At 54.9% G+C, this 25,810-nt stretch carries 21 protein-coding genes; 7 read left to right on the top strand and 14 right to left on the bottom strand.

Annotation, left to right across the window (positions count from 1 at the left end; all coding sequences use genetic code 11):
• The first annotated feature begins 1 nt into the window (after nucleotide 1).
• Complete coding sequence (locus ACFO1S_RS22820; RefSeq protein ID WP_204601649.1) at nucleotides 2–952, top strand: D-2-hydroxyacid dehydrogenase; 951 nt, start codon at nucleotides 2–4, stop codon at nucleotides 950–952.
• Between the two features lie 525 nt (nucleotides 953–1,477).
• Here the strand turns inward: ACFO1S_RS22820 and ACFO1S_RS22810 are convergent.
• Together ACFO1S_RS22810 and ACFO1S_RS22805 are read right to left on the bottom strand one after the other, a co-directional pair.
• A complete protein-coding gene (locus tag ACFO1S_RS22810) occupies nucleotides 1,478–2,269 on the bottom strand; it encodes a Cof-type HAD-IIB family hydrolase (RefSeq protein ID WP_204601651.1) in 792 nt (263 codons plus the stop codon).
• Complete coding sequence (locus tag ACFO1S_RS22805) at nucleotides 2,266–3,108, bottom strand: pseudouridine synthase (protein WP_204601652.1); 843 nt, start codon at nucleotides 3,106–3,108, stop codon at nucleotides 2,266–2,268. Before ACFO1S_RS22805 ends, ACFO1S_RS22810 begins: the two co-directional genes overlap by 4 nt.
• A 153-nt stretch (nucleotides 3,109–3,261) precedes the next feature.
• Here ACFO1S_RS22805 and ACFO1S_RS22800 point away from each other — a divergent pair, with 153 nt between their 5' ends.
• Nucleotides 3,262–3,765 (top strand): thioredoxin family protein, encoded by a 504-nt coding sequence (locus ACFO1S_RS22800; RefSeq protein ID WP_204601653.1) that lies wholly within the window; start codon nucleotides 3,262–3,264, stop codon nucleotides 3,763–3,765.
• Nucleotides 3,765–4,220, top strand: coding sequence for a PCYCGC motif-containing (lipo)protein (locus tag ACFO1S_RS22795; RefSeq protein ID WP_204601654.1), 456 nt, complete (start codon nucleotides 3,765–3,767; stop codon nucleotides 4,218–4,220). Before ACFO1S_RS22800 ends, ACFO1S_RS22795 begins: the two co-directional genes overlap by 1 nt.
• A gap of 148 nt (nucleotides 4,221–4,368) precedes the next feature.
• Here the strand turns inward: ACFO1S_RS22795 and yjbM are convergent, their stop codons facing one another.
• Both yjbM and ACFO1S_RS22785 read right to left on the bottom strand, forming a co-directional pair.
• Nucleotides 4,369–5,172 carry a GTP diphosphokinase gene (yjbM, locus tag ACFO1S_RS22790; protein WP_204601655.1) on the bottom strand — a complete coding sequence of 268 codons (804 nt, stop codon included), beginning with the start codon at nucleotides 5,170–5,172 and terminating at the stop codon, nucleotides 4,369–4,371.
• An 11-nt stretch (nucleotides 5,173–5,183) separates the two neighbouring features.
• Nucleotides 5,184–6,275 (bottom strand): quinone-dependent dihydroorotate dehydrogenase, encoded by a 1,092-nt coding sequence (locus ACFO1S_RS22785; protein ID WP_204601656.1) that lies wholly within the window; start codon nucleotides 6,273–6,275, stop codon nucleotides 5,184–5,186.
• Between the two features lie 236 nt (nucleotides 6,276–6,511).
• Here ACFO1S_RS22785 and ACFO1S_RS22780 point away from each other — a divergent pair, with 236 nt between their 5' ends.
• On the top strand, nucleotides 6,512–6,655 hold the full coding sequence (locus ACFO1S_RS22780) for a hypothetical protein (RefSeq protein WP_204601657.1): 144 nt from the start codon (nucleotides 6,512–6,514) through the stop codon (nucleotides 6,653–6,655).
• A gap of 12 nt (nucleotides 6,656–6,667) precedes the next feature.
• Here ACFO1S_RS22780 and ACFO1S_RS22775 read toward each other — a convergent pair whose 3' ends face one another.
• The 8 genes from ACFO1S_RS22775 to ACFO1S_RS22740 all read right to left on the bottom strand — a co-directional run bounded on the left by ACFO1S_RS22775 (nucleotide 6,668) and on the right by ACFO1S_RS22740 (nucleotide 20,467).
• Nucleotides 6,668–8,155: a L,D-transpeptidase gene (locus tag ACFO1S_RS22775; protein WP_204601658.1), complete on the bottom strand. Its 1,488-nt coding sequence runs from the start codon at nucleotides 8,153–8,155 to the stop codon at nucleotides 6,668–6,670.
• A gap of 116 nt (nucleotides 8,156–8,271) precedes the next feature.
• A complete protein-coding gene (gene cysI / locus ACFO1S_RS22770; RefSeq protein ID WP_204601659.1) occupies nucleotides 8,272–9,996 on the bottom strand; it encodes an assimilatory sulfite reductase (NADPH) hemoprotein subunit in 1,725 nt (574 codons plus the stop codon).
• A 35-nt stretch (nucleotides 9,997–10,031) separates the two neighbouring features.
• A complete protein-coding gene (locus ACFO1S_RS22765) occupies nucleotides 10,032–11,864 on the bottom strand; it encodes an assimilatory sulfite reductase (NADPH) flavoprotein subunit (protein WP_204601923.1) in 1,833 nt (610 codons plus the stop codon).
• 287 nt (nucleotides 11,865–12,151) lie between these two features.
• Nucleotides 12,152–13,729: a stalk domain-containing protein gene (locus ACFO1S_RS22760; RefSeq protein WP_204601660.1), complete on the bottom strand. Its 1,578-nt coding sequence runs from the start codon at nucleotides 13,727–13,729 to the stop codon at nucleotides 12,152–12,154.
• 30 nt (nucleotides 13,730–13,759) lie between these two features.
• Nucleotides 13,760–16,726 (bottom strand): FecR domain-containing protein, encoded by a 2,967-nt coding sequence (locus ACFO1S_RS22755; protein ID WP_204601661.1) that lies wholly within the window; start codon nucleotides 16,724–16,726, stop codon nucleotides 13,760–13,762.
• A gap of 84 nt (nucleotides 16,727–16,810) precedes the next feature.
• On the bottom strand, nucleotides 16,811–18,637 hold the full coding sequence (locus ACFO1S_RS22750; protein ID WP_204601662.1) for a CHASE2 domain-containing protein: 1,827 nt from the start codon (nucleotides 18,635–18,637) through the stop codon (nucleotides 16,811–16,813).
• A 182-nt stretch (nucleotides 18,638–18,819) separates the two neighbouring features.
• The gene (locus tag ACFO1S_RS22745; protein WP_204601663.1) at nucleotides 18,820–19,056 is read right to left on the bottom strand and encodes a ferredoxin; all 237 of its coding nucleotides are present in this window, start codon (nucleotides 19,054–19,056) and stop codon (nucleotides 18,820–18,822) included.
• 136 nt (nucleotides 19,057–19,192) lie between these two features.
• The gene (locus tag ACFO1S_RS22740; protein ID WP_378127634.1) at nucleotides 19,193–20,467 is read right to left on the bottom strand and encodes a DNA polymerase IV; all 1,275 of its coding nucleotides are present in this window, start codon (nucleotides 20,465–20,467) and stop codon (nucleotides 19,193–19,195) included.
• Nucleotides 20,468–20,610: 143 nt separating this feature from the next.
• Between ACFO1S_RS22740 and cimA the strand changes: the two genes are divergently transcribed.
• Nucleotides 20,611–22,224, top strand: a complete 1,614-nt coding sequence (cimA, locus tag ACFO1S_RS22735; RefSeq protein WP_204601664.1) for a citramalate synthase — start codon at nucleotides 20,611–20,613, stop codon at nucleotides 22,222–22,224.
• 246 nt (nucleotides 22,225–22,470) lie between these two features.
• Here the strand turns inward: cimA and ACFO1S_RS22730 are convergent, their stop codons facing one another.
• The gene (locus ACFO1S_RS22730) at nucleotides 22,471–23,049 is read right to left on the bottom strand and encodes a TlpA family protein disulfide reductase (RefSeq protein WP_204601665.1); all 579 of its coding nucleotides are present in this window, start codon (nucleotides 23,047–23,049) and stop codon (nucleotides 22,471–22,473) included.
• A 200-nt stretch (nucleotides 23,050–23,249) separates the two neighbouring features.
• Here ACFO1S_RS22730 and ACFO1S_RS22725 point away from each other — a divergent pair, with 200 nt between their 5' ends.
• Both ACFO1S_RS22725 and ACFO1S_RS22720 read left to right on the top strand, forming a co-directional pair.
• Nucleotides 23,250–24,557 (top strand): MFS transporter, encoded by a 1,308-nt coding sequence (locus ACFO1S_RS22725; RefSeq protein ID WP_204601666.1) that lies wholly within the window; start codon nucleotides 23,250–23,252, stop codon nucleotides 24,555–24,557.
• 59 nt (nucleotides 24,558–24,616) lie between these two features.
• Nucleotides 24,617–25,066, top strand: a complete 450-nt coding sequence (locus tag ACFO1S_RS22720) for a M67 family metallopeptidase (protein WP_204601667.1) — start codon at nucleotides 24,617–24,619, stop codon at nucleotides 25,064–25,066.
• Here the strand turns inward: ACFO1S_RS22720 and ACFO1S_RS22715 are convergent.
• Nucleotides 25,063–25,806 (bottom strand): exonuclease domain-containing protein, encoded by a 744-nt coding sequence (locus ACFO1S_RS22715; protein ID WP_204601668.1) that lies wholly within the window; start codon nucleotides 25,804–25,806, stop codon nucleotides 25,063–25,065. The two genes, ACFO1S_RS22720 and ACFO1S_RS22715, sit on opposite strands and share 4 nt — an antisense overlap.
• Between the last annotated feature and the right edge of the window lie 4 nt (nucleotides 25,807–25,810).

Raw genomic sequence — 25,810 nt, 5'->3', positions numbered from 1 at the left:
TATGAATACCTTATTGCTGCTATGCAAGCTTAATGCCGATACGATGGAGCGGATGAGAAAGCTTCTTCCCGATTGGACGATTGTGTCCGAGAGCGAGACCCCGATCGCCGAGGAGCATTATCGCAACGCTCGGATCGTCGTCGGCTGGAACTCCGCCATGGAAGGGGCGCTCGATTCCGCCGTTCAATTGCGCTGGGTGCAGAACAATTCCGCCGGCGTGGATCATATGCCGCTCGGAAAGCTTAAGGATCGCGGAGTGCTGCTGACCAGCGCGGGCGGAATTCACCCGACGCCGATGGCGGAAACCTTCTTCGCCATGCTGCTCGCCTTCTCCCGCAACCTTCATCTGGCTATCCGCCGGCAAACCCGACGGGAATGGAAGCTCACCAAGCCGGATGTCCGGCTTGTCGGCAGCACGATCGGCATTATCGGCGCCGGCACGATCGGCACGGAGATCGCCCGTCTCTCGCGGGCGTTCGGCATGTCTGCGCTGGGCGTTCGCCGCAGCGCGCGGGCGAATGAAGAGTTCGACGAGATGCATGGCATCGAACAGTTGGATAACGTCTTGTCGCGCTGCGACTTCGTCGTCAACGTGCTGCCCTATACGGACGAAACCCATCATCTCTTTAACGCGGCGCGCTTCGCAAGCATGAAGCCGGGAGCTTTGTTCTTCAACTTCGGCAGAGGGGCTTCCGTCGACACGCCGGCCCTTGTCGCCGCGCTTACAGAAGGGACGATTGCCGGGGCGGGGCTTGACGTATACGAGACGGAGCCGCTGCCTTCCGACCATCCGCTGTGGGGATTGGACAATGTCATTATGACGCCCCACATGGGCGGCTGGACAAGCCGCTTCAAGGAGCAATTTTCCGAGCTGTTTATCGCTAATCTGGAGCACTATCTGGCGTACGGACGTCCCGCCCGCAACTTGATCGATTACGATCGAAGCTACTGAGGCGTACCTCCGCTCTCCTGCTGCAAGGCCAGACCTCTCGCGGGGTCTGGCCTTTGTTCTCTCTCCGGTAACTGTCCTTCCCTGGCTATTCCCCGCTTCCGCAGCTACCCAAATCATCGCCGCTGCTGGTTAAGCGTCCAATCCGCCGCCCTGCGCCTTCATACAATAGATATAGACCGAAGTGAGGAATAGCGCCTGAATCGCAGTCCGCTTCGGCATCCCCCAATCTTATTGTCCATGAAGGAGGAATTTGCATGTCTGGTGCAGTCGGAGGACACTTTGCATCGGCAGCCTTCGTGCTGGTCTTGTTTATTCTGCTGGTCATCGTTTTGACTGCGGGATACTGAGTCTGGCAAGATGAGCCAGCCAAGTCTATCCTGTCGGTAATTCCAAGCTTGGAGCAAGCCGAATGCGGCTTGCTCTGTTTTCGCGCTTCGGCCGTCCCAATCGGGCTTTCCGCGCAGCACGAACAGGAGCGATCCGCATCTATCGCCGAATCGCCCCTGCTTTACTCTCATTGCCTAATTACGCCAAGACAAGCCTCTCCAGCACAACCGCTACGCCATCCTCGTTGTTGGACACGGTGACCTCGTCGGCGGCCGCCTTCACCTCTTCCGGCGAATTGGCCATCGCCACTCCCCGTCCCGCATAGATCAGCATTTCCATATCGTTGTAATAATTGCCCATGGCCAGAATCCGTTCCCTGGGAATTCCCCTGAGCGCCGCAAGCCTTTCCAGCGCATGGCCTTTGCTCGCCTGCAGATGCTGCACGTCAATGAAATTATCCCCGCTGCGAATCGCCTGAAGCTGAGGTCCCCAGCTTTGCCAATCCGCTTCGACTTGATCCAGAACGGTCTTAGGGGCGAAAACGGACAATTTCACCAGCCTCTCCGGCATTCCTTCCTCCAAAGTCCGAAGAATCGGCTTCGCCTGCAGATGATTGTACATCGTGGCCGCCTCTTCCCGGATATGATTCACGAACAGGTCGAAGGCCGTATTCATATCAAAGTGGATGCTCTGTTCTCTCAAATATTGAATGTAACGAAGAGCCAGCTCATGAGAGATGACCGTGTCGTGCAAGATTTCCCGTGTCTCGCTGTCGACGACGGACGCCCCGTTATGAGTGATCATCGTGCCCTTCAGCCCAAGCTCCTTGAGCACCGGCAGCGCGCTCGTCGTGCCCCGTCCCGTGCAGATGACGATCTCGATGCCCTTATTCGCTGCCGACAGCACCGCTTCCCGCACTCTCGGAGTGATCTTATGACGATCGTCCAGCAGCGTTCCGTCTACATCCAAAGCGATCATGCTGTAGTTCATGGTTGACCATCCTTCCGATAGTTGCGCAGGCTATCCACTTCATCCTCCGTCAGCTCCCGCCATTCCCCAGGCGCCAGAGCCGGGTCGAGCAGCAGTGGCCCCATCGAGACTCTGCGAAGATACAGTACCTTCTTGCCGACCGCCTCGAACATTCGCTTCACCTGATGAAACTTCCCCTCGTGAATCGTCAGCTCGATCCAACAGAGCGTGTCCTGCTCGTTCGCCTTCCCGGCTTGAGCAGCGGAATTCATCGCCGCCAGCAGCTCCGCGGCAGCTTCAGGCTTCTCCGCTTGCGGCTGTCCGTCTGCCGGGGCGGAAGCGAGAACGTGCAATTGGGCCGGCATCGTCACGTATCCATCATCCAGCTCAACGCCCCGGCCGAAGGCTTCCACGTCCTCTACGCCCACTGCTCCGGCCACAAGCGCCCGATACGTCTTCGGCACATGCTTGCGAGGAGACAGCAGCTCATGCGACAGCTTGCCGTCGTTCGTTAGGAGAAGCAGCCCTTCCGTGTCCTTATCGAGACGGCCGACAGGGAAAGGCGACAGCACCTTGACGTCCTCGCCAAGCAGGTCGATCACCGTGCGATCCCGAAAATCCTCCGTCGCGGAGACGACGCCTGCAGGCTTGTGAAGAAGCACATAGACGGTATCGCGGTAGCGAATGATTTCTCCGTTTAATGCAACCTCGTCCTCCAGGGGACGGATCTGCAGCCCGTGATCCTTGACCGTTCGGCCGTTGACGGCCACTGCGCCCTGTTTGATCCACTGCTTGATGACACTGCGCGTTCCGTAACCGAGGTTTCCGAGCATTTTGTCGAGCCTGATCGTTTGTTTCATGCGATAACCTGCTTTCTTTCTATTGCGACAGTTTCATGTCAATGCGTTCTGACCATTGTTGCTCTACAAACTTATTAGGTATAATGTAAGAGAGTTCGGGGTAATTGTCTATGTTTTCTGAGCATAAACCTATTTAAACTGGGGGATTTACTAATGACTGCCAAAAAGCTATCGATTTTTTTCGGTATTCTCGCCGTATTGATCGTCGGACTCGTTGTGCTCAAGAACATGCAGCCCGACACCGTATACGGCAAGCCTGCGGACAAGCTGTACCCGGCCACCCGCGCTCTGCTGGACGATCCTAACTACAACAACATCCTGCTCCCGGACGTGCTGAACAAGAAGATCGCCGACAAGGAAAGCTTCTTCGTCTATTACTTCGCTTCCGATTGCCCGCACTGCAAGAAGACGACGCCTCAGCTTAAGCCGCTCGCGGACGAGCTTGGCATTAACCTGCATCAATTCAATCTGCGGGAATTCGAGGACTATTTCGGTAAAATGAATATCGACGCTACGCCAACGCTTGTCTATTACAAGGACGGAGTAGAAAGCGACAGAATGCAAGGCGGGCTTAAGGAGTCCGAGTCGACGGAAGGATATGCGCTGGACGACTTCAAGCAATTTTTCGACAAGCACAAGCCCGAGGGGAACGACTGATGAACGGCAAGTGGCTGCTGGCGCTGCCTTCCGCGCTTCTGGCCGGCGGCATCTTACTGGTCGCATGCGGGGGCGGCGCCTCGAACAGCGAGCCGCATCGCCATGGCAATGAGAACTGGGAGAAGGAAGCCTCCTACTCGGACATGCCCTCCTTCCTCTCCAACTACTCGGGCCGTACCAAGCACCTCTACTCCATCGTAGGCAAATACGAGGATATTCTAAAAACCGTGAAGTGCTACTGCGGCTGCATGGAGTATGAGGACGACCCGCACGCTTCCCTGCTGCGCTGCTACGTCGCCGACCAAGACGAAACGGGCGTCACCTGGACCGATCACAGCGGCCAATGCGGCATCTGCACGGAGGAGCTGGTCAAGATCGAGGAATGGAGCAAGCAAGGCAAAACGCCCGAACAGATCAATCAGCTCATCGAAGACAATTTCAATCCGAACGCTTGAACCGGAAAGCCTCTTGCCGCTTACGCGCAAGAGGCTTCCTTTTGCTATTGGACGGCGCTAATCGCCGCTTTCGACAATCTCAGTCCGCGCTGGCACGTATTTGCTTCCTCCGAGCTAATCGGGAGATTCCATCTCGTCTCTCTCCGGACTATCCGTTCCCGCCTTTGCCAGCTCGGGCGAGCGCCGCTTGAACCTCCAGCGACAGCTCCTTCAGTCCCCAGATGTCGTCTTGCTCCCATAGCTCGTTGAATCTGCGCTGGAATTGCGCCGCCTCTCTGACTCTGCGGAAATAATAAAGCTCCTGGATTTGATTCAGCACACGGCGGACGATGATCGAGCTCTCCTCAAAATCCTGCTGGGCGTCTACGATCTCCTGACGAATGCTCGACATTTCGTTATCGAGGGAAAACGCCGCCTCGGCCGCGCTGCGCAGCCGTTCCTTCACGTGAGCCGGCAGCTGGTCCCGGTATTTGTAGTTCAGCGAATGCTCGATCGTAGCCCAGAAATTCATCGCCAGCGTGCGAATCTGAATTTCCGCCAGCACGGGCTTGGAGCCGAGCGAGGTCTGAACAGGGTATTCCACGATCAGGTGATAGCTCCGATAGCCGCTTTCCTTGTAGTTCGTAATATAGTCCTTCTCGTAGACCAGCGTCAGATCCTTGCGCTTGCGAATCATCTCCGCTACGCGATAGATATCGTCCACGAACTGACACATGATTCGGATGCCCGCGATGTCTTCGATTCCCGTCTCAAGGCGATCCATCGGAACCGACAGCATCCGCGACTTCTCCAGAATGCTGGATACCCGTTTGACCCGGCCGGTGACAAATTCGATCGGGGCATATTCGTCCCTGGCCTTCAATTCGGAACGAAGCGACTTAAATTTGACTTTCAGTTCCTCTACGGCTTGCTTGTAGGGAAGCAGGAACTTCCCCCAATCCATTCCGTCCATCGACATTCCTCCTAACGAACGCCCGCTCCTACCGCTTGCGTTATCCGGGTGAAGCCATCCTGCTTAAGCCGTGCAAGCAAGCCCTTGTGAATTTGCTTGACGACGACCGGCCCCTTGTAGATCAATGATGTATACACCTCGACAAGACTGGCGCCGGCCAGAATCTTCTCGTAGGCGTCATCCGCCGTGAAGATTCCTCCCGAGCCGATGATCGGCAGCTTGCCCTGCGTCAGCTTATACAGCTCGCGAATCACTTCCGTTGACCGATGAGTCAGCGGACGGCCGCTCAGCCCTCCGGTCTCTCCCGCGTTGCGGTGCGTCAAGCCGTCGCGGCCGATCGTCGTATTGGTCGCGATGATTCCCGACATGCCGCTTAGTTGAATGGCTTCTGCCATATAGCCCAATTGCTCCTGCGTATTATCGGGCGCGATCTTGACGAGAATCGGTTTCGGCAATTCCCCATGACGCTCCGCCTGCTTGCCCATCTCGTCCTTAACCGCGTCCAGAAGGTGTCTTAGCTCGTCGCCGTGCTGCAGCGCGCGCAGGTCCGGCGTATTCGGGGAGCTGATATTGACTACGAAGAAATCCCCGTAAGGAAACAGCGTCCGAATGCAAGCCCGATAGTCGTCGGCCGCCTTCTCGTTCGGTGTGACCTTATTTTTGCCGATATTCACAGCCAGCGGCACGATACGCCGGGACAGCTTGGCAAGCCTCTCCGCCATTGCGTCCGCTCCTTCATTGTTAAAGCCCATCCGGTTGATCAGCGCTTCGTCCGGCGGAAGCCGGAACAGACGAGGCTGATCATTGCCCGCTTGCCCCTTCGGCGTTACCGTTCCGACCTCGATGAAGGACAAGCCGATTCTGGAGAAGCCCGACACCGCTCTCGCATTCTTGTCCAGGCCGGCCGCCAGGCCGACGGGATGCCGAAAGTGCAATCCGAACAAGTCCACGGCAAGCTCCGGGGAAGCCTTCGTGCCCCATACAGCGGACAGCAGCGAAGGAATTCCGGGAACCTTCGTCGCCGTGCCCAAGCCGTGAATGGTCAAGTGATGCGCGGCTTCCGGGTCCATTTTGAAGAGCAGAGGTTTGATTAATTTGTACATGAATGAATTCGACACCCTTTCGCGAAATCCGTGCAAGTCAATAAATCCCTATTAGTATCAAGTGTAGCCTTTTCAAGGGCAAAAGAAAAGCGCAACCTGCCTACCTTGGCGCCTCCCCGAGCAGGAAACGAAGCAAAGCGGCGGCCTACGCCCGAGCAGGCTTGTCTGGCAATTTATCAGGAAAACGATTACAATAGAGGGAGTTTCCGAATTATAGGATAGAAAGGTTGATATTCATGAGCACAGCCAAAAAGAAACCACCCATCACCTCACGCCCGAAAGAAAAGGAACAAGTAAACAAGAAGGCGATTATTTGGATAGGGGTGGCTCTTGGCCTGATTATCGTGGTCATGGCGGTGCTTCTGTCGCTGGACATCTAGCATCGGGCAGCGTTAGCCTAACCAATCATACACTTTGCGGGGGTTTGTCTCGTTCTGCGTGCTCGGCAGCTTGAATCGCTGCTGCGGTGCGCGCAGTTCCGAAGGCAAGCCTCCTTTTGCTATGGTGACTGGCGTTCCCATCGGCACAAGATCGTACAGCTCCTCGATGTCTTCCTTTTTCATTCGAACGCAGCCCAGAGATTCGTCCTTCCCTATGCTATTCGGCTCGTCCGTTCCATGAATGCCGTAACGGCCGTCCGACAGCGTCATCCCTCTGCTTCCGTACGCGCCTTTGCCGCCGTTCGGATCCTTCACCTTCTCCGTAATGACGAACTCGCCCTCCGGCGTCTTGCTTCCGCCCAAGCCGACCGCGTAATTGCGCAAGATCACGTCGCCGCTAACGATCGCCAGACGATGGTTGCTCTTGTCGACGATGATCTCCAGCGGCTGATTCGCGAGCGGGGACAACGTGCCGGAAGGCGTCCCGTGTCCTGTATCGGGCCCGTTGCGTTCCGGCCATCCGACCGTCCGCGGTATTTTGCCGTCCGTCTTGTCCTCCAGCGCCGCCTTCAGCTCATCGAACCATGGCGTCATGTTTTCCGACCAGCCGGACATCACGTTCGACGGATAATCGGCGGCCATCGCCCCCGGACTAGACGGCCAGCTGCCCGTCATCTCCTTATAGCGAACCATCGCCGAGCGAAGCGCAAGCTTCTCCTCCTGCATCGGCTTCCAGCTCTCCACCAGTCTGGCCGCCAGCTTGACTTCGTTGGAGTTCGCATCGGCGGGCTTGCAATCGCACCATTTCGGATCGAACCACTGCACGCCAGCGGTTCCGGTCTCACGGTCGGAAGCTACGGTCGCTACGGGCTTGCCGCTCTTCACCCAATCGTTCCATTTGCCGAGCTGCGGCGCAGCGATCAGCAGACGCGGCTGCCGGGACGGCTTCTGCGTAAGCAGCCCCCCCAGCACGCCCTCTCCCGGGCCGTTCGGCCCTGGAGCCCCGGCAATCTGATCCGGAGGAATGACGTTCGAAGGCAATGGGGCAGGCTTGCTGCTCGGAGTCGGCTTCGGGGAAGCGCTTGCGCTCGCAGACGGAGTAGCTGACGCCGAGCCCTCAGGCGGGACTTCCGCAGCAGGGTCTTCGCGATCCGGCATCAGCTCGTTCACGGCTATCGCCGCTCCGCCGATCAGTAGCAGCGGCAGCAGCAGCGCCAGCGTCCATTTCTTCCATCCGCTCTTCTTCTTCGGCTTTGCTTCGGGAAGCTGAGGCGCGGGCTTCGATTCGAACGCCTCGTAGATTTCTCCCGCTTGGGCGAAGCAATACGTCGCTTTCGCCGTGTCTCCCTTGCCTTCGTATTCCTTGCCTAGCAAATACCAAGCCATACGGCTGTCCTCATGCTTAAGAAGGTACTCCTTGAGCGGTAAGGCGTCTCCGACATTGGGAACGTTGTCGTAGAAGTGCTGGATCTGTTCGTCAATGCGAGATTCTTTGCTCAAGCCGTTCACCTCCGTCTATGCTCGCTTATCTTACTTATTATCGGAATCTGCCTTTGCTTTCTATAGGGACAAAAGAAAAGAAGCGCACGAAAATTCGCGCGCTCCCGATCTATCTTCTAGGAATGAAAATCCTGACCGGACAATACTTCCTTCACGTGCCCGGCCCGAATAACGAAATCTCCAAAATGCTCGCCTTCGTGGCGGTCTTTCGCATATTGCGAAATTATGGGCGACAACGAATCGAGAATTTCTTTCTCGCCGATATTCTCCTTGTACAGCTTGTTCAGACGCTGGCCGGCGAAGCCGCCGCCCAGATACATGTTGTATTTGCCCGGAGCCTTGCCGATAAAGGCGATTTCCGCCAGCGCAGGACGTGCGCAGCCGTTCGGGCATCCGGTCATGCGGATAACAATGTCGTCGTCGCGCAGGCCTGCATTTTCCAGCATTGGCTCGATCTTCTCCAGCAAGCTAGGCAAATACCTCTCCGATTCGGCCATCGCCAGACCGCATGTAGGCAGCGCAACGCATGCCATCGAATTTCTCCGTAATGCGGAATAGTGAATTCCGTCGGTCAGTCCGTATTGGGAGATCAGCTGCTCGATTTTCTTCTTCTTCTGCGTGCTGACGTTACCGATAATCAGACTCTGATTCGGCGTCAACCGGAAATCCCCGGTATGCACTTTGGCAATCTCTCTCAGGCCGGTCATGAGCGGATAACCGTCTTCGTCCTTGATTCTGCCGTTCTGAATGAACAGCGTAAAGTGCCACTTGCCGTTAATCCCTTTCACCCAGCCGTTGCGATCGCCGTTGTGATCGAAGGAGAACGGACGTGCCTCCTCCAGCTTCCAGCCCATTCTGGCGCTCAGCTCCTGAACAAACCAGTCAAGTCCCCGATCGTCGATCGTGTACTTGAATCTTGCATGCTTGCGGACTGCACGGTCGCCGTAATCACGCTGAATGGTAACCGTCTTCTCGGCGACGTCGACCACCTGCTCCGGCTTGCAGAAGCCGATGACCCGAGCCACTTGAGGATACGTCTTCGTATCCCCGTGCGTCATGCCCATGCCGCCGCCGACGGTGACGTTAAAGCCTTCCAACTTGCCGTCCTTCAGAATGGCGATGTACCCCAAGTCCTGGGAAAACACATCTACATCGTTCGTAGGCGGCACAGCCAGACCAATCTTGAACTTGCGCGGCAGATACACAGGACCGTAGATCGGCTCCTGCTCGCCGTCTCCGTCTTTGCTGTCCAGCACTTTCTCGCCGTCGAGCCAGATTTCGTGATAGGCGTTCGTCTGCGGCTCCAGATGCTTGCTAAGCTTGGCAGCCCATTCGAATACTTCGGCATGCACTTCCGATTGATACGGGTTCGGGCTGGCCATGACATTCCGGTTCACGTCGCCGCAAGCCGCCAATGTGGTCAACAGCGAATCGTTGATCTCCTGGATCGTGCTCTTCATGTTCCATTTGATAATCCCATGAAGCTGTATGGACTGGCGGGTCGTAAGCCGAATCGAACCGTTGGCGTACTGATGGGCGATTCGATCCATCATCAGCCATTGGTCCGGCGTGACGACGCCTCCGGGAGCGCGAATGCGCAGCATGAATTGATACGCAGGCTCCAGCTTCTGCTTCTGCCGTTCGTTGCGCAGGTCGCGGTCGTCCTGCATGTAGCTGCCGTGGAATTTCATCAAGCGGTTCTCGTCTTCCGTGATCGACCCGGTAACCCGATCAAGCAGCGTCTCCGCCAGCTTTCCGCGCAAATAGTTACTTCTGATCTTTATATCCTCAACGTCGCTGTGAGGCGCGCTGTTCGGAGATAGTAGGTTGTTTTCGGACATCGGTTTGTCTCCTCTCGCGATCTGCGGGACCGCTTCTAGTACACGTCTCTTTGATAACGCTTCTGCTGTTGCATTCCCGCCACATAGTCGGCCGCCGCTTCAGGCGACATGCCGCCTTCCTGAGCAATAATGTCCAGCAGCGTCGTATGAACGTCGTGCGCCATTTTCTTCTCGTCGCCGCATACGTAGACATAGGCGCCTTCCTGCAGCCAACGATAGAGCTCCTGCCGGTTTTCCTGCATGCGATGCTGCACATACACCTTCTGATCCGTGTCGCGGGAGAAGGCGACATCCAGACGCGACAATACGCCGTCCTTCAGCCAACGCTGCCATTCGATCTGGTAGAGGAAGTCCGTGGAGAAATGCTGGTCACCGTAGAAGAGCCAGGATTTCCCCGCCGCCCCCGTCTCTTCGCGCTCGCCGAGGAAGGCCCGAAAAGGAGCGACGCCCGTGCCTGGCCCGATCATGATAATCGGCGCCTCCGGGTTGTCGGGAAGCTTAAAGTTGTCGTTGCGCTGAATGAACACCGGCAGCTTGTCGCCGATCTCCGTGCGCTCGGAGAGATGAACGGAGCATACTCCATTCCTCGCGCGACCTCGCGCCTCGTAGCGTACCGCGCGCACCGTAAGATGCACTTCGTCCGGGAACGCCTTCGGACTGCTGGAGATGGAATACAAGCGCGGCGGCAGCTTGCGCAGAATCGCCGTGAAGTTGCCCGCCGGAACGCCCTTGAAGCCGTAGTCGCTCACGAGATCGAGCAGGTCTCGATCCGACAGGTAAGCTCTAAGCTCTTGTTCGCGTCCCGCCTGAAGCAATTCTCCAAGTCCGTTATCCGAGGAGAGCTTTGCCGCTTGCTCCAGCAGCGGCTTCGTCAGAACCGTAATCTCGAAGTGGCGCAGCAGCGCTTCGCCAAGCGGACGCTTGTCCCCGTTTTTGTTCACGGTGACCGGCTCGTCGGGCGACCAGCCCATCGCTTCGATCAAGGCTGCGATGAGGCTCGGATCGTTCTCCGGGTAAACCCCAAGACTATCGCCGGGCTCATATTGCAGATTGGAGCCCTCCAGGGAAATCTCCACATGCCGTGTCTCCCTATCGGAGCCTCGGCCGTTCAGGTTCAAGTTCTCCAGCACCTCGGCCGCGAACGGATTGGATCGGGAAAACTCAGATTCGATGTCTTCTCCGGCAGAGACGGCAGGCGATCCCGCCGCCGCAGAGCCTGCCGCAGGAGCGCTCAGCGCAGCCAGCACCTGATTCATCCACTCTTCAGCGGACTCCTCGAAGTCGACGTCGCAATCGACGCGCGGGGCGAGGCGTTGGCCGCCCAGCTCCTCCAGACGCAGATCGAAATCCTTGCCCGTCTGGCAGAAAAACTCGTAAGAGGTATCTCCGAGCGCAAGAACGGAATAACGAAGCGTCTCCAGACGAGGCGCTCTCTTGCCGCGAACAAATTCATGGAAAGCGATCGCGCTGTCAGGCGGTTCTCCTTCGCCATGCGTACTGACCACGATCAGCAAATTTTGAACGTTCTTGAGCGTATTCGCCTTGAAATCGTTCATCGAAGCCAGCGTGACCTGCACGCCCTGATCTTCCAGCCTCTTGGACAGCTTCTTCGCCAGCTTGCTGCTGTTGCCGGTCTGCGATCCGAACAGTACGGTCGCTTCTCTTGGCGCCGCGGGCGCTGCGGCCGCCTGCGGGACGGAGCCCGCTGCTGCGGGAACGACCGTACCTGCACCTGCACCCGCTCCGGGGTAAGCCGTTAAATAACCACATAACCAAGACCGCTGCGATTCCGTTAAGCGGGGCAACAATCGATTCAGCAGCTCAACCTGCTCTTGATCGAAAGGACTACTCGTAACTTGAAGGACCAACGATATCCACCTCTCGCGCTTCTGCTTGTTGTTCAATTCCTAGTATTCACGGTTCATTAATCATTTTACCTCTATAGAACCTAACATAGCGGGCCAATATGGTCAATTAGAATCATCTTATAGGTTTAATCAGTTCAACTAATAGAGGCATCTTTCCATTCGTTCCGCCCCTTGGAAAGCGATCTCAACGGGACAGCGTTCAAGCAAACAGGTCGGGCTCAGGAGAATAGCTTCTCTCCGATCCGACCTGCCCGACGCCATCTTCGCTTCGCGTTGATGCAGATTTCTTAGAATGTCTTGCTCCGGATCACTACGGCTCTGGCTGTGGAATCCCACTGAATATCCAGGCCGCTTTCATCGGCGAAAAATCTTACGGGAATGAACAAACGGCCATCGATTACGGTTGTCATGGCGTTAAGCTCAAGCCGCGTGCTCTTCCCTGCGACGGTTTTCGTGACGCTTCGGTCATCGGCAGAGATGGCATAGACCGTGTCTCCACGGGTCAGCAAGGCTTTTCCCGTCGTCTTGTCGTAGCCGACCTTGAAGCCCAGAGCCTGGCCGACCGCACGCAGCGGAAGGAGAACGGCGTTCCCTTTCAACTGCGCAGGAACGTCCGAAGGAACAAGGGAACCGTTATACAGCACCGAAGCACCTTGCTGCGACGGCAAGGAAGCCGGCTTCGCATAAGGCTGCAGAACGCGAAGCTTGTTCCCGTATTCGTCTGCGATGACGAGACGGCCGTCCTTAAGCACCGTAACGTCCGTCGGATGATTAAACTGGGCAGCCGACGGGACTCCGCCGCTCTGGCCGGGCTCACCTGGCACCCCCGCCAGCGTAGACACCTTGCCGTTCTTTAATAGGCGAATGGCATGATTTAAGCTGTCGGCAATGACCAGAGCCCCATCGTCAGTGAGTGATAATCCCTCCGGTGCGTTAAACCGGGCTTGCGTCGCTGGGCCGTCTACGTAGCCTCCTGACACGAAATACGCATTGGAGTCGGCATAGCCGCCTCCGCCCGCAACGGTAGAGACTTGACCTGAAGTAAAATTAATATAGCGAATTCTCTGATTGCCACGGTCGCTGACGTACAAGTTATCTTGCGCGTCGATGACCAAGCCGCTCGGTTCGTTGAACTTCGCGGAAGCGAGCGGACCGTCTTGATAATCTCCTGCTTCTTCGACCGCTCCCGCCACATATTCAATGATCCGGGTCGACGGCGCGGTAACGGTCGTAACCTTCCCGTCCGTTGCAATCTTGCGGATCGTATGATTCAGCGTATCGGCCACATACACATTGCCTTGACTGTCCACGGCTACGTCGGATGGATTGTAGAAGGCGGCTTGGCCGCCTGTGCCGTCGCTGGAGCCAAGCAGTCCATTCCCGGCTAATGTGGACACCTTGCCGTCTGGACTGATTTTGCGAATGGCATGATTGGCGGAATCGGCTACATACACGTTGCCTTGGGGATCGACGGACAAACCAGAAGGCCTATCGAAAGCGGCTTTGGCCAACACATCGTCGCGATAAGCGCCAAGCGGCTGGCTGGACTCGTTCTCTCCCAAATATAATCCCGAATAAGTGGTTACCTTATCCGCCGTCACGACTCTTAGAAGATGATTGGCGGAGTCCGCCACAAGCAATTTGCCATCCGGCAAGGCAACCGTCGAATACGGGTGATAGAAGGTCGCAGTCTTGAGAGAACCGTCAGCGTTTCCTTGCTCGGGCTGCCCCGCCAACGTGCGAACCTCGAATAGCCTCGGAGAAGAAGTCCATTCCCCGCTCGCCGCCGAAGCGAGAGAGGGAGCAGCGAACAGCAAGGAGAATGCGGCTGATGCCGCGCCAATACGTCGGGAAAGTCTAATCATCCTGTTTGTAGCTCCTTCTATAATCTTGAATTATGCCGGTCCGTAAAATTTGACAATCGTGAGCTGAATGACTTCCTCTTCCTTCGTGATTGGATGCGTAATCGTCACGACGTAAGCGTTAGCGCCCTCTTGAAGCTCCAAAGGAAAGCGGTCTCCTTCAGCCGCAATCAAGACGCCGTTCTGCTCCAGCTTGACGAATCGAGGGTCCGTACCGACAGTAAGATAAGCCTGCGACAGGATCGTCGTGATCGTCACGTTCTGCGCGTCATTGTTAGGGTCGTTTTCCGCATAGCCGTTGTCAATGCGCAGCAGGCTAGCCTGGGAATCGCCGTACTTCTCCACGATCAGCTCGTAATTCGTAGTGGCGTTGCCGGACGTAATGCTGAACTCGTACAGATTTATCCCGGCGAGAAGATTGTCGAGCATGTAATCCCCATTGCTATCCGGAGTGACGGGCTGACCGTTCCTGGTCAACTGAAACAGATTGCCGGCAGTCTGTTCAACCTCCAGCCGAACGGAATTCGTCCCGCTGTAAACATCGAAATAATACCTGCGTGGCGTCGAAGCTCGTTGAGGAGCTTGCTCCCAATCCTCTTCAGTAACCTTCCAGCTGTTGATCCCGGTCGGAACGCGAACGATTAGCAAGCTGTAGTCATATTCTTCGCCCAATCCGGCGACGTTTTTGGCAGTCACGTTCAAGACAGTATTTTCGGCGCCCAGATCGATGTCGAATTTCCCATTGCTGCCGGAGTACGATTGCCTATCCTCCCTGACCGTCTGGATGCGAAGCATCGAACTCGGCTTGGCTTCGATAGAAATACGGGAGACTTCCTCGCCGACGTAGGCGATCAATTCGGCATAATTGTCTTCATAACGATTCTGATACGCCACCGCAATGCCCTGACCCGTCTTGATATCGAACGGATTATACTCGTCCACTTCGCTGAATCCGTTGGCGATCCAGAGCTCTTTCGTAGATTTCAGATTAGAGCCCGAGTACAGCTTCAAGGTGAGCTTGTTGAAGCCTTCTTGAAGCTCCGTGATCGTCTGCGAGCCGCTGGCCGTCCAAGTCACTGTGCGTAGCGTCTGAGCATTCGCAGGCGTATAAGACAGCTCTGCCTTCGTAATGTTCGCGGCGAATTCCAAACTCAGATCCAACGCGGCAACGGCGACATCCGGGTACCATTCGTTAAGATCCATCGCATATTTGTCCGTACCGGTAATTTCCCAGAACATTTCGGTCTCGTCCTGAGGCACCCATACGCTCCAGGCGGTTAATCCCTCTGGGCTTGCCGATTTGTCAATCGTAAGCTCGTAGGTATACGATCCCTGCCCCGAGCCTTCGCCGGATCCGATGGATTGCGTACCCGGTTGGAGGCTTACGGCTTGAATCGCGATATGCGTCCTCCCGGCTGTCAATGGGACTAAGTAGCCGCCATACCCCTCGTGAAAATAGACGTTATCATATTCCGACATCTCATCTTCGCCGTTTTCGGAGATCGACTTGTATTTGACGGAAACGACTTCCTTACCCGAGACCTCATTCCGCTTGATCAGCGAGAAATCAACATCGTCCTTCACCGAGAAAGCGTAATTCGATTGCGTCGAGGTGTAGGTGAAAGTCTTCTGGACGGGGGAATTCGAGCCTACGCTATTGAAATACAAACCGAACGGAGCGATTTCTCCGGTGGGAGGCGTATTCGGTCCGGAATTGCTTCCTCCTCCGCCCCCGCCTGTAGTCGGGCTTGGAGAAGGCGACTGGTTCTTCAGTTCTTCAGCCCGCTTCTTGCTGTCCTCTTCGAATCTTTTCTTCTCCGATTCCGAAAGCTTGCTCTCATATGCTTCCTTGGCTTTTTTCTTAGCCTCTTCGAGCGCCTTATTGTTGGCTTCCGCCTGCTTCTTGCGGGTTTCCTCCAGCTGCTTGAGCAACTCCGCCTGCTGCCTCTGCAGCGCCTCCTGTTTCTCCTTGAGAGCCTGAGCGGATTTCTCCTGCTGAAGCTTCTTCATTTGCTCTTGCTTTTGCTTCTCCGCGTCCGTTAACTGCTGCTGAGCGTTCTTATCCAGATCGATCTTCTTCGTTAGCTCGCGGTTGGCTTCTTCCACTTTCTTCTCGATCTCGCTCTTGTTCACAACGCCCTTCTGAATGGCCGCTTTAACGATGCCCGCAATGACGAAGTCCAGATTGTTCATCAAGCGGTCGAGGTCCTTCTCATTCTGAACGCCCAGAGATGGAATCCCCTCCCCCGCTGTCAGCTGTTGTTTGATTTTATTCAATAGCTCCTGGTTTTCCCCGTCAATCCGTTCTTTGGACTCGATCATCGCTTCAATGACTCTTGGCGACAGGCCCGAAATCAAGTCCTCGATATCCAATACAATGACTTCATCGGGAAACTCGTCCGTCCGATCCCGGTCGTCGATCGTAACCTGTTGGTTCGGATACAAAAAGACGTCAACAGGAGGTTGAGCGTCGTTCTTCGGCATAATCTGGCCGACGCCCGAGGCAATCATGAATTTGGCGTTCCCGGTGGCAGGATCCACGGATACGTACAGATTCGTGCCCCGCACGCCCATGATCGCCGTCGGCGTGTCGAGCGTGAATTGGTCCTCCTTGTTCTTGATCGACTTGACCGTCGACCATACGGACCCGCTCAGCATGCTGACTTTGGTCGTCGTCCCTTTGGAATCGCTCAGCTTGGAGAAGGTCAGCGTCGTATTCGCGCCCGCCGTCATCTGGTCGTCCTCCGAAGCTCCATTGGCGAATTGCAGAACGGCGGAGCTGTCCGCTCCGACGGCCAGCACATCTCCTTCGTTCAGGCTCATTTTGGCGAATGCCGTGAATTCCTTGGCTCCACCGGATTTCTTGACCTTCACCGTGCCTTTGAGCTCCTTGATCACGGCAACCCGGGATGAAGCTGCGGATGCCTCCTGCGCCAGACTGCCCAGCAGCGGGATAGCGATTAACAAGACTCCTAGCACGTAAGCGACCAGCTTTCTCATTGCGGATGTTCCCCTCTCGTATTGTTCAGAAATTGTATAGCAGCTAAGGCTAGAATAATAGAGAATTTGCGTGCGATGACCGCGTTATTCGATCATGCCAAGCACCTCATACACCCGGATCGGAAGCGACTTTCCTTTGAACATGCGCTCTTCTCCTTCGTCATACAAGAAGAAGGCTTTCGTTGCGTCGTAAACCTCCTGCGAGACATGGACCTGGCCCTTCAAGGTCTGCGACTCGATCCTTGCGGCAATATTGACGTTATCCCCGATTGCCGTATAATCGACCCTCAGGTAGGAGCCGATATTGCCGACGACGACGTTCCCGGTATGAATGCCTATGCCGACATTAACCTCGCACTGATACTTGTCCATAATTTCATCGCGAATTTTCTTCATCCCTTGCTGAATCTCGAAGGCGGTCTTGACCGCCATTCTTTCATGCTCTTCCACATCCAGCGGCGCATTAAAGAGAATCATAGCCGCATCCCCGATAAACTTGTCTATCGTCCCGGAATTCCGCAGCGTCGTCTCGGTTATCATGTTAAACATCGTGTTCAGCGTATCGACGAGCTCCGAAGGCGCCAGCTTCTCGGACAACGGCGTAAAGCCGCGAATGTCGAGGAACAAGATCGTAATTCGCTTGAGATCGCCTCCCAGCTTAATCTCGATATGCTGAGCCACGATTTGCTTAACGAGATCCGGCGAGATGTAACGTCCGAATTGGCGGGTGACGAAGCTCTTCTGAACGCTGTCCATATACGACTTGAGCGAGACGTTCGCCAAGTACGCCAGAATGATGGCCAACATGGCATAGACGACATTGGAATGAAGAGCGTTGGTCTGATACAAAGCGTACTGTCCATATAACAAGCCCGCTAATACCGCGAGGAAAACCAGAATGGAGTAGACGTTCTTCAGTCTCCACGGCAGCAGGACGAATAGCATAAATAGAAGGAACGTCATCGCCAGTTCCGCTCCGTTCGGCAGGAAAGACACCTTCGTGCCCTCCAGGAGCTGGTTCACGATATTCGCATGAGCGTACATCAGCTTGAAGTTCTTCTCGATTGGAGAAGCGCCGGTATCCTGTCCGCCGTCGCTGGCCAGCCCGACCGCCGTAAACCCGACGAATACGATGGCATCCTTGAACAAATCCGGCGGTAGCGCCCCGTTCAATACATCCACGAACGAGACAGTCAAGAAATCGTCCGTCGTGAGCTGGTAGTCGATGGTGATTGTATTCTTGGCCACCGGCTCGCCGGTTTTGGCCGGATCGGTGAGATCCGCGTATGCGCTCAGATCGGCCCCGGCCATCTCGGCCGCTTTCCATGCCAAGGAAGGAATGATCTCGCCTTGCGGGCCCTGAATGTTCAGCCAGGTTTGGCGAATGAGGCTATCCTTGCTCACTACCCGGTTAATATGAGCTTGCTGCGTCAGCTCCGCGAACAACTCATAAGGCTTGGCTACGGCTTGCGCTTGAATGTATTCGTCCTTCTTCGCGACGGAGGTGCTGAAGAGGTCTCCCATAATGCCTGTTACAGGCAAAATCACGTTGGGATAGCTTGCTAGAGCCTCCGCGAAGGCCATATCGCTATCGGGATTGTCGCTAGCTTCGCTGAAAATAATATCGAACGCGATGGCTTTGGGCAGATTGCCTTCAGTGTTGAGGTTAGCTAGAAATGGCGCATAGACCGCACGGTCCCACGGGAACCTGCCCAGCTCCGCAAGGGAGGTATCGTCGATCGCGACCATGACGATTCTTGAATCGGGAGTATGATCCGCCGCTTGCTTCATATTGTAATCGAGAAGCAGGTGGTTGATCGGCTGCAAGGAACCGGAATGATAGATAAAGTAAATTACGATAAGCAACAGCGCATTGAGCACGAATGCGATTTTTTTAATCCGATCCTTCAACGCTAATCCCGCCACCCTATGTAAATGATTCCATTTCGGTATCTATTATAGCGCAGGCCATCGGTTTTTTGTTGGATTTTGTCTAAAATATGGTTTAATCTTCGCAGCACAGGCTTGAAACGCAAAAAAGCCCTTCCCCTAGGCGCATTGGCCAGGGAAGAGCTCTTAATTCTCACGTAAAATTACATATTAAACGGAGAATCGGCGATTTTGATCGAATCGGTTGGACAGCCGTCGCAAGCGTCCTGCAGATCGTCGTACAAATCATCCGGAATTTCCGCGTTGCCGTGATTGCCATCGTTGGCGTAGATGACTTCCGCAAGCCCTTCGTCATCGTAATCATAAATGTCGGGTGCAGTCGCGCCGCAAGCGCCACAAGCGATACATGTGTCTTTGTCTACGTAAGTAAACTTAGCCATGTGATAACCTCCTATTTTCAATCCGGATCAATTGGTAAAAGTAGTCCACTACTGTTCAATATAATACAAAACGTTGTTAAGATCAAACGAAAATGCAGATCAAGCCTTAACGATTATGTCACTATGACGTTTAGTCTTAAGGTTCTTCATTTTCCCGCAAAAAGTCTTTCTCCAGCGACGTTCCGCGAAGCTTCTTGTTGCGAATGAGCGTCGAGGGATCGTCCCCGAGCATGCCCGCCGTCAAGACGGCTCCTTCTCCAAACTTATCCCTTAACGCGTCCATTGCGGTCATCAGTCGTTCTTTCTTCGGTTCGGCCTCGAAGGTGAACAAGTCAAGCTGCATCGGGGTTTCCTTTTTGGGCGACAGCCCTTGAAGCGTAATGCCGAGCAGTCTTACCGGCTTGCCTTCCTTCCAGTGCGCATCCATCAGCTTACAGGCCAACTCGTAAACCTCGTCCGCAGCTTCCGTAGGCACCTCTATCGTCATCGATCTCGTAATCGTGCGCATGTCCGGATCCCGAATCGTAAGCTGTACGGTTGAGCTGACCATCTGTCGACGTCTGAGCCTCCGGGTCGTCTGATCGGCCAGGTTAAGCAGCACTCTCCGATATTGATCCCGTTCGGTCAAATCGGCCGGAAGGGTGGTCGTATGTCCTATGGACTTGGGAGCTTCGCTCAGCGGCTCGACCGGAGAGTCATCGTAGCTGTTGGCGGCTTGCTTCATCCAAGCGCCATAGACGCCGAACCGCTCCGCCAGCATCCTCTCATCGGCGAAAGCCAGCTCTCCGATCGTTCGAATGTTCAGCTTGAGCAGCTTATCCGCTGTCCTCGCCCCGATCCCATGCAGCGTCTGACACGGCTTGCTCCATAGCAGATCCGGCATATCTCTTCTTCGCAGAATCGTAATGGCGTCCGGCTTGCGCATATCCGAGGCCATCTTCGCCAGCAGCTTATTGGGAGCGATGCCGATTGAGCAGGGCAGCATCAGCTCCTCCTTGACCCTGCGCGCGATGGTCTCCGCTATCTCGACGGCCGTGCCGAATTGAGAGCTGCCGGTAACGTCCAGATAACACTCGTCGATGGATACGGCCTCCACCAATGGCGTGTAATTGCCCGCAATCCGCATGAAGCCGCGGCTGTATCGGCGATAAAGATCAAAATCCGGAGAAATCAACTGCAACACGGGACATACGTTCATCGCCTGCCGCACCGTCATTCCAGTTCGGACGCCGCGAGCCCTCGCTTCATAGGAGCTCGTAACCACAATCCCTTTGCGCAGCTCCACGCTTCCGGCCACGGCCGTCGGCTTTCCTTGATATTTGTCCGGCTCTTCGGCGGCATGAACGGAGCAATAGAACGCGTTCATGTCGATGTGCAGAATGACCCGCCCTTTTCCCGCGCTCGCGCTCACGTAACTTCCCCCCCAGTCGTTTCTTTAATTATACAGAGGTTCGAAGCGCTCAGGCAACGCGTACGGCGGCTCTCTACATTTAATGCAGGCCATGCTATAATAGTTTCACCTGTTTTATTTTTAAGGAGGCTTTCCGGTACCGCATGTCAACTCCAATTTGTATTTTCGATACCACTTTGCGCGACGGCACGCAGGGCGAGGGCATAAGCCTGACCGCCGAGGATAAGGTCAAAATCGCCTTGAAGCTCGATGCTCTTGGCGTCCATTATATCGAAGGCGGCAATCCCGGCAGCAACAGCAAGGATATCGAGTTTTTTCGCCGCGTCCGGGAGCTCAAGCTGCAAGCCAAGCTAACGGCGTTCGGCAGCACTCGCAGGAAGAACAGCTCTTGCGAGCAAGACATTAATCTCAAGCACCTTACGGAGTCGGGCGCCCGCGCGGCGACACTCGTCGGAAAAACCTGGGATTTTCACGTGCATACGGCACTGCAAACTACCCTGGAAGAAAATTTGGCCATGATTCACGAATCCCTGGCTTTCGTGAAGAACAGCGGAATGGAAGCTCTCTTCGACGCCGAGCACTTCTTCGACGGCTATAAGGCCAATCCCGAGTACGCTTTGGCGGCGCTCTCGAAAGCCAAGGAAGCAGGAGCGGCCTGGATCGTGCTTTGCGATACGAATGGCGGAACGCTTCCCGGAGAGATCAATGAGATCGTTTCCCGCGTCGTGAAGGAGATCGATGCGCCGATCGGCATTCATACGCACAACGATTGCGAGCTTGCCGTAGCCAATACGCTGGCGGCGATTACAGCCGGCGCCCGTCACATTCAAGGTACGATTAACGGCTACGGGGAACGATGCGGCAATGCGAATCTGTGTTCGATCATCCCGACACTCCAATTGAAGATGGGCTACTCCTGCGTAACCGGCGAGCAGCTAGGCACCTTAACCGGAGTCGCACGCTATATCAGCGAGATCGCCAACGTAAATATGCCCGTTAACCAGCCTTACGTAGGCAATGCCGCATTCGCGCACAAAGGCGGCATTCACGTCTCGGCCATTATGAAGGATTCCAAAACATACGAGCACATCGAGCCTTCTCTCGTCGGCAACAAGCAGCGTGTTCTCGTATCCGAGCTGGCCGGTCAGAGCAACATCTTGTCCAAAGCACAGGAAATGGGGCTGGAGGTCAACGCGGAAGGCATGAAATCGCGCGAGGTCATCGATCGCATCAAAGACCTTGAGCATCAGGGATATCAATTCGAAGGGGCGGACGCTTCTCTCGAATTGCTTCTAAGAGACGCTTATGGCGGCTCTGAACAGGTATTCACGATTAACTCCTTCAAAATCACGGTCGAAAATAACGAGGGCCGCGTGAGCAGCGAAGCCATCGTTAAGGTGACAGTCGCTGGGGAACAAGTCTATACGGTAGCCAACGGAAACGGACCGGTGAACGCGCTGGACAATGCGCTTCGCAAGGCTTTGGTTCAGTTTTTCCCGGGTATCCGCGACATTCACCTGACGGACTACAAGGTTCGCGTATTGGATGAGAAGGATGCAACCGCAGCCAAGGTACGCGTCTTGATCGAATCCACCAACTTCAAAGATACCTGGAGTACCGTCGGAGTTTCCTCTAACGTTATCGAGGCCAGCTGGGAAGCGCTAGTAGACAGCATTCGCTATGCCTTGATCGGGATGGACAAAGATGAGGACATCTCTCCCGAGCTCCTTCAGACCAATGGTCTAGTCAACCATTAAATGACGTTCCAAGCAGACAACGTCTCAGTTGACCGCAATACTCGCTTATAGGTTCATTTAACCGGGAGAGGCCGTCTGCCTCTCCTTTTGTATGGTCCATTCCGCGCGTATGCAACGAAAGGGGTTTCCGCGAATCGATCGGCTTGTTCGATCTTCGCGGAAACCCCTTTTCGTTGCTGTTCAATCTGAAATTTTCGCAAGAGCTCTTTATAGAAGCGTCATTGTCATTGTCGTCCTGACAGGGCCTTACGATTCAAGCACATCCTGAAGTAATATTTCCCACTGCTCGCGCTCGATGACTCCCTCAATCCGATGGCGAATGACCCCGTCGCGATCGATGATGAAGCTGACCGGATAGCCGGTGATTTTGTACAGGTCGCCTGCAACGCCTTTGGCATCCGTAAGCACCGGGAAAACGAATTGCTGCTCCTTGACGAAATCCTTGGCTTCTCTAAGCTTATCGAAATTGGTCGCATTTACCGCATACAGATCCAACTGGTCTTGGTGATCGTTGTAAATATCCTTCAGATCCGGCGCTTCCAGCTCGCAAGGTCCGCACCAGGCCGCCCAGAAATTAACGATCAAAGCCTTGTCCCGCTTCCCGCCTACACTATAGGAGGTCGTACCGTCCAGGGAATCGAGCTTAAAAGATGGAGCATACCGATTTTCCTTCGCGGCCGGAGCGGCGGGAATATCGCCAAGCGAAGAAGATGGAGCCGCGCCCTCGACGACTTGACCGGAGGATGCCTTGCCGTTCTGGTCCCAGATCCACACGGCTACAATCGCAATAGCGGCAAGCGCCAGGATGATCATGTTTTTTTTCATCGTTCGCTTCACTCTTTCATTCATGCGTTTGTGTTTCTTATATCTTACCCCATTTCCGCAGCAGCTTCCATCCGGCAGACGTGTCCGATTCATGACAGTATGTCCGCTCTACAGGCTCGTGCATATTGCCGCAATCGCGCGGGCAATTTAATGGACAATTACGGCTTTCGAATGGGCTGTGTCCCGAAGGAGGAATTGGGTTGTCCGCAACGACAAAAACCAGACGCAAGCTGGATATTTCATTCCAATCAGACGTAGACAACGTATCCGATAACGCATCAACACGTTCAGCTTCAAAGGGCTCGGGCGGCGCGCGCAAAAATAAAGTATGGGAATACATCGCCTTGTCTACCGTACCGCTCGTGCTTGTTCTTGGAAACTCGATGCTTGTGCCGATATTGCCAACGCTGAGACATGAACTCGGGATTACCCAGTTCCAAAGCAGTCTTGTGATCAGCTTGTTTTCCATATCGGCAGCCCTGATTATTCCGATTGCCGGTTATTTGTCCGACCGCTTCAGTCGGAAAGCCGTCATGATCCCTTCGCTTATCGTTTACGGAGGCGCAGGCATCCTGGCCGGTTTCGCCGCCGTATGGGACTCCTACGGCTTATTGATCGGAGCCCGCGCACTGCAAGGCATCGGTGCGGCTGGAACGGCGCCGATCGCGATGGCCCTTGTAGGAGATCTCTATAAGGACGGCGAAGAAAGCCAGGCGTTAGGTCTGATTGAGGCCTCCAACGGGGCGGGAAAAGTCGTCAGCCCGATTCTCGGCTCGCTGCTCGCTCTCCTGGTATGGTATGCCGCATTTTTCGCGTTTCCGGCTTTCTGCCTGCTCTCGTTGCTGGCCGTATTGTTCCTGATTAAAGAACCGGAACGCAAGGAGCAGCCCAAGCCTATACCGCAATACCTCCGTTCCATTAAGCAGATTTTTATCAAGCACGGCCGTTGGCTAATCGCATCCTTCTTTGCGGGCTCCCTCGCCCTGTTCATCTTGTTCGGAGTGCTGTTCTTTCTGTCCGATATTCTGGAGAAGCCGCCTTATTCCATAGATGGCGTGCGCAAAGGCTTCGTACTCGCGATTCCGTTGTTCGGAATGGTGACGACGGCTTATCTTACGGGAACAATCATTCGCAAGAACGGCGTGCTCATGCGTTGGCTTATGAATATCGGGTTGGCTTTGATGGTCATATCTCTGGCGTTGGCTATTTGGCTAAATTCGAATTTGTACGTCTTCATCGGCCTATTGACTCTAAGCAGTATAGGAACAGGACTGCTGCTCCCCTGCTTGAATACGATGATTACCGGCGCCGTCGAAAAAGCCGAAAGAGGAATGATCACCTCGCTGTACAGCAGCTTAAGATTTTTCGGCGTAGCTTTCGGCCCCCCTTTATTCGGCTGGCTCATGGGCATGTCGCACAGACTTGTATTCATTACCGTATCCGCGCTTTCCCTGATCGCCCTGGCCCTTGTATTTTTTATGGTGAAGCCCGGAAAACAAGTCCAGTAGCTTGCCGATCTCGCTTGTTTGGCTCATACTCGGGGAAGATGAGCGGGAGGGAGATCGAAATGGGGCTTGCTTTGGAAATTCGACTGGAGGCCGAGCTGGAAGAGCGACTTGTTGAAACATTACGCGCTCGTCTGCCTTACGAAGCCTGCGGGATCATTTATGGTCGCGAGGAAGACGGAATTATCGTTGCGGACGGCTTTGCCCTCATTGCCAACGATGCCGCCCGCAGCGTTAACGCCTTTGCTTTTCGGCCGGAGGAATGGGTTCGACTTTATTGCGAAGCGCAAAAAAACCAACGCTGCATCGTCGGCTTATTCCACTCCCATCCGCAAAGAAACGCCTGGCCTAGCGAGGCCGACCTTGAAGGCTCTCTTCCGTGGGGGACCTATTGGATCGTCGGATTCTTCGGAGGCGACCCAGCCAACTACGAGCTTGCCGTTTACCGAAGGGCTTCTTCCAATCGCTGGTTAAGTCTTGCCATCCAAAGAGCGCAAATAGCCGACTGTTAATGCCGGCTTAAATAAGCATACAATTCGCCTAATGTCGTCACCTGACGATCCACAATTTGCTTAAGGAATTTAAAATAAAGCTTGGCGGTCATCACTGAATCATGCAGCGCGTGATGCCTTTCGGTAATTTCCACTCCATAGCGCTCCAGCACTTCGTCAAGCCCGTAGTGAAGCAATTTGGGCTCCAGCCACTTGGCGATCATCATCGTATCGAGGATGCGATGGGTCAGATTCACTTTGGAGGTGCGCCACAGGGCGCAATTCAGAAATTGCTTGTCATGACCGCTTCCGTGCGCAATCAGCACTCTCTTGCCGACGAAATTCATGAAATCGTGCAGCACCTGCATTAAATCCGGCGCGTTCTGCGCCATCTCGTTCGTAATTCCGGTAAGCTCCGTTATGTGCCTTGGAATCCTTCTCTTTGGATTGACCAATTGGTAGAAGGGCTCGGCCTCCTCCAAATTCCCACCCCGGATAATGACCCCGCCGATGGAAATAATTTCGTCTCCGTTATAGGGATAGAACCCGGTTGTTTCCAGATCGAAAACAACCGCCTCCATCTCCGACAGCCTCATCTCTAACGCGCTTTCCTTACGCTGATCTCTGGACATGGACCGAATGAATGCCATCTGCTGAGCGTTGGAGGATCCGAACATCGAAGCGATGGCTGGAGTCAGCCCTCCCATCTTGTACAGGTTCCACATTCTTCCCATCGAATTCGTATTCTTGGGCTGCTTCATCACT

Source organism: Cohnella boryungensis, from assembly GCF_042651945.1.
Taxonomy (GTDB): Bacteria; Bacillota; Bacilli; order Paenibacillales; family Paenibacillaceae; genus Cohnella; species Cohnella boryungensis.
Note: the sequence above shows the minus strand (reverse complement) of the source record. Positions and strands in the feature narration are given on the sequence as shown.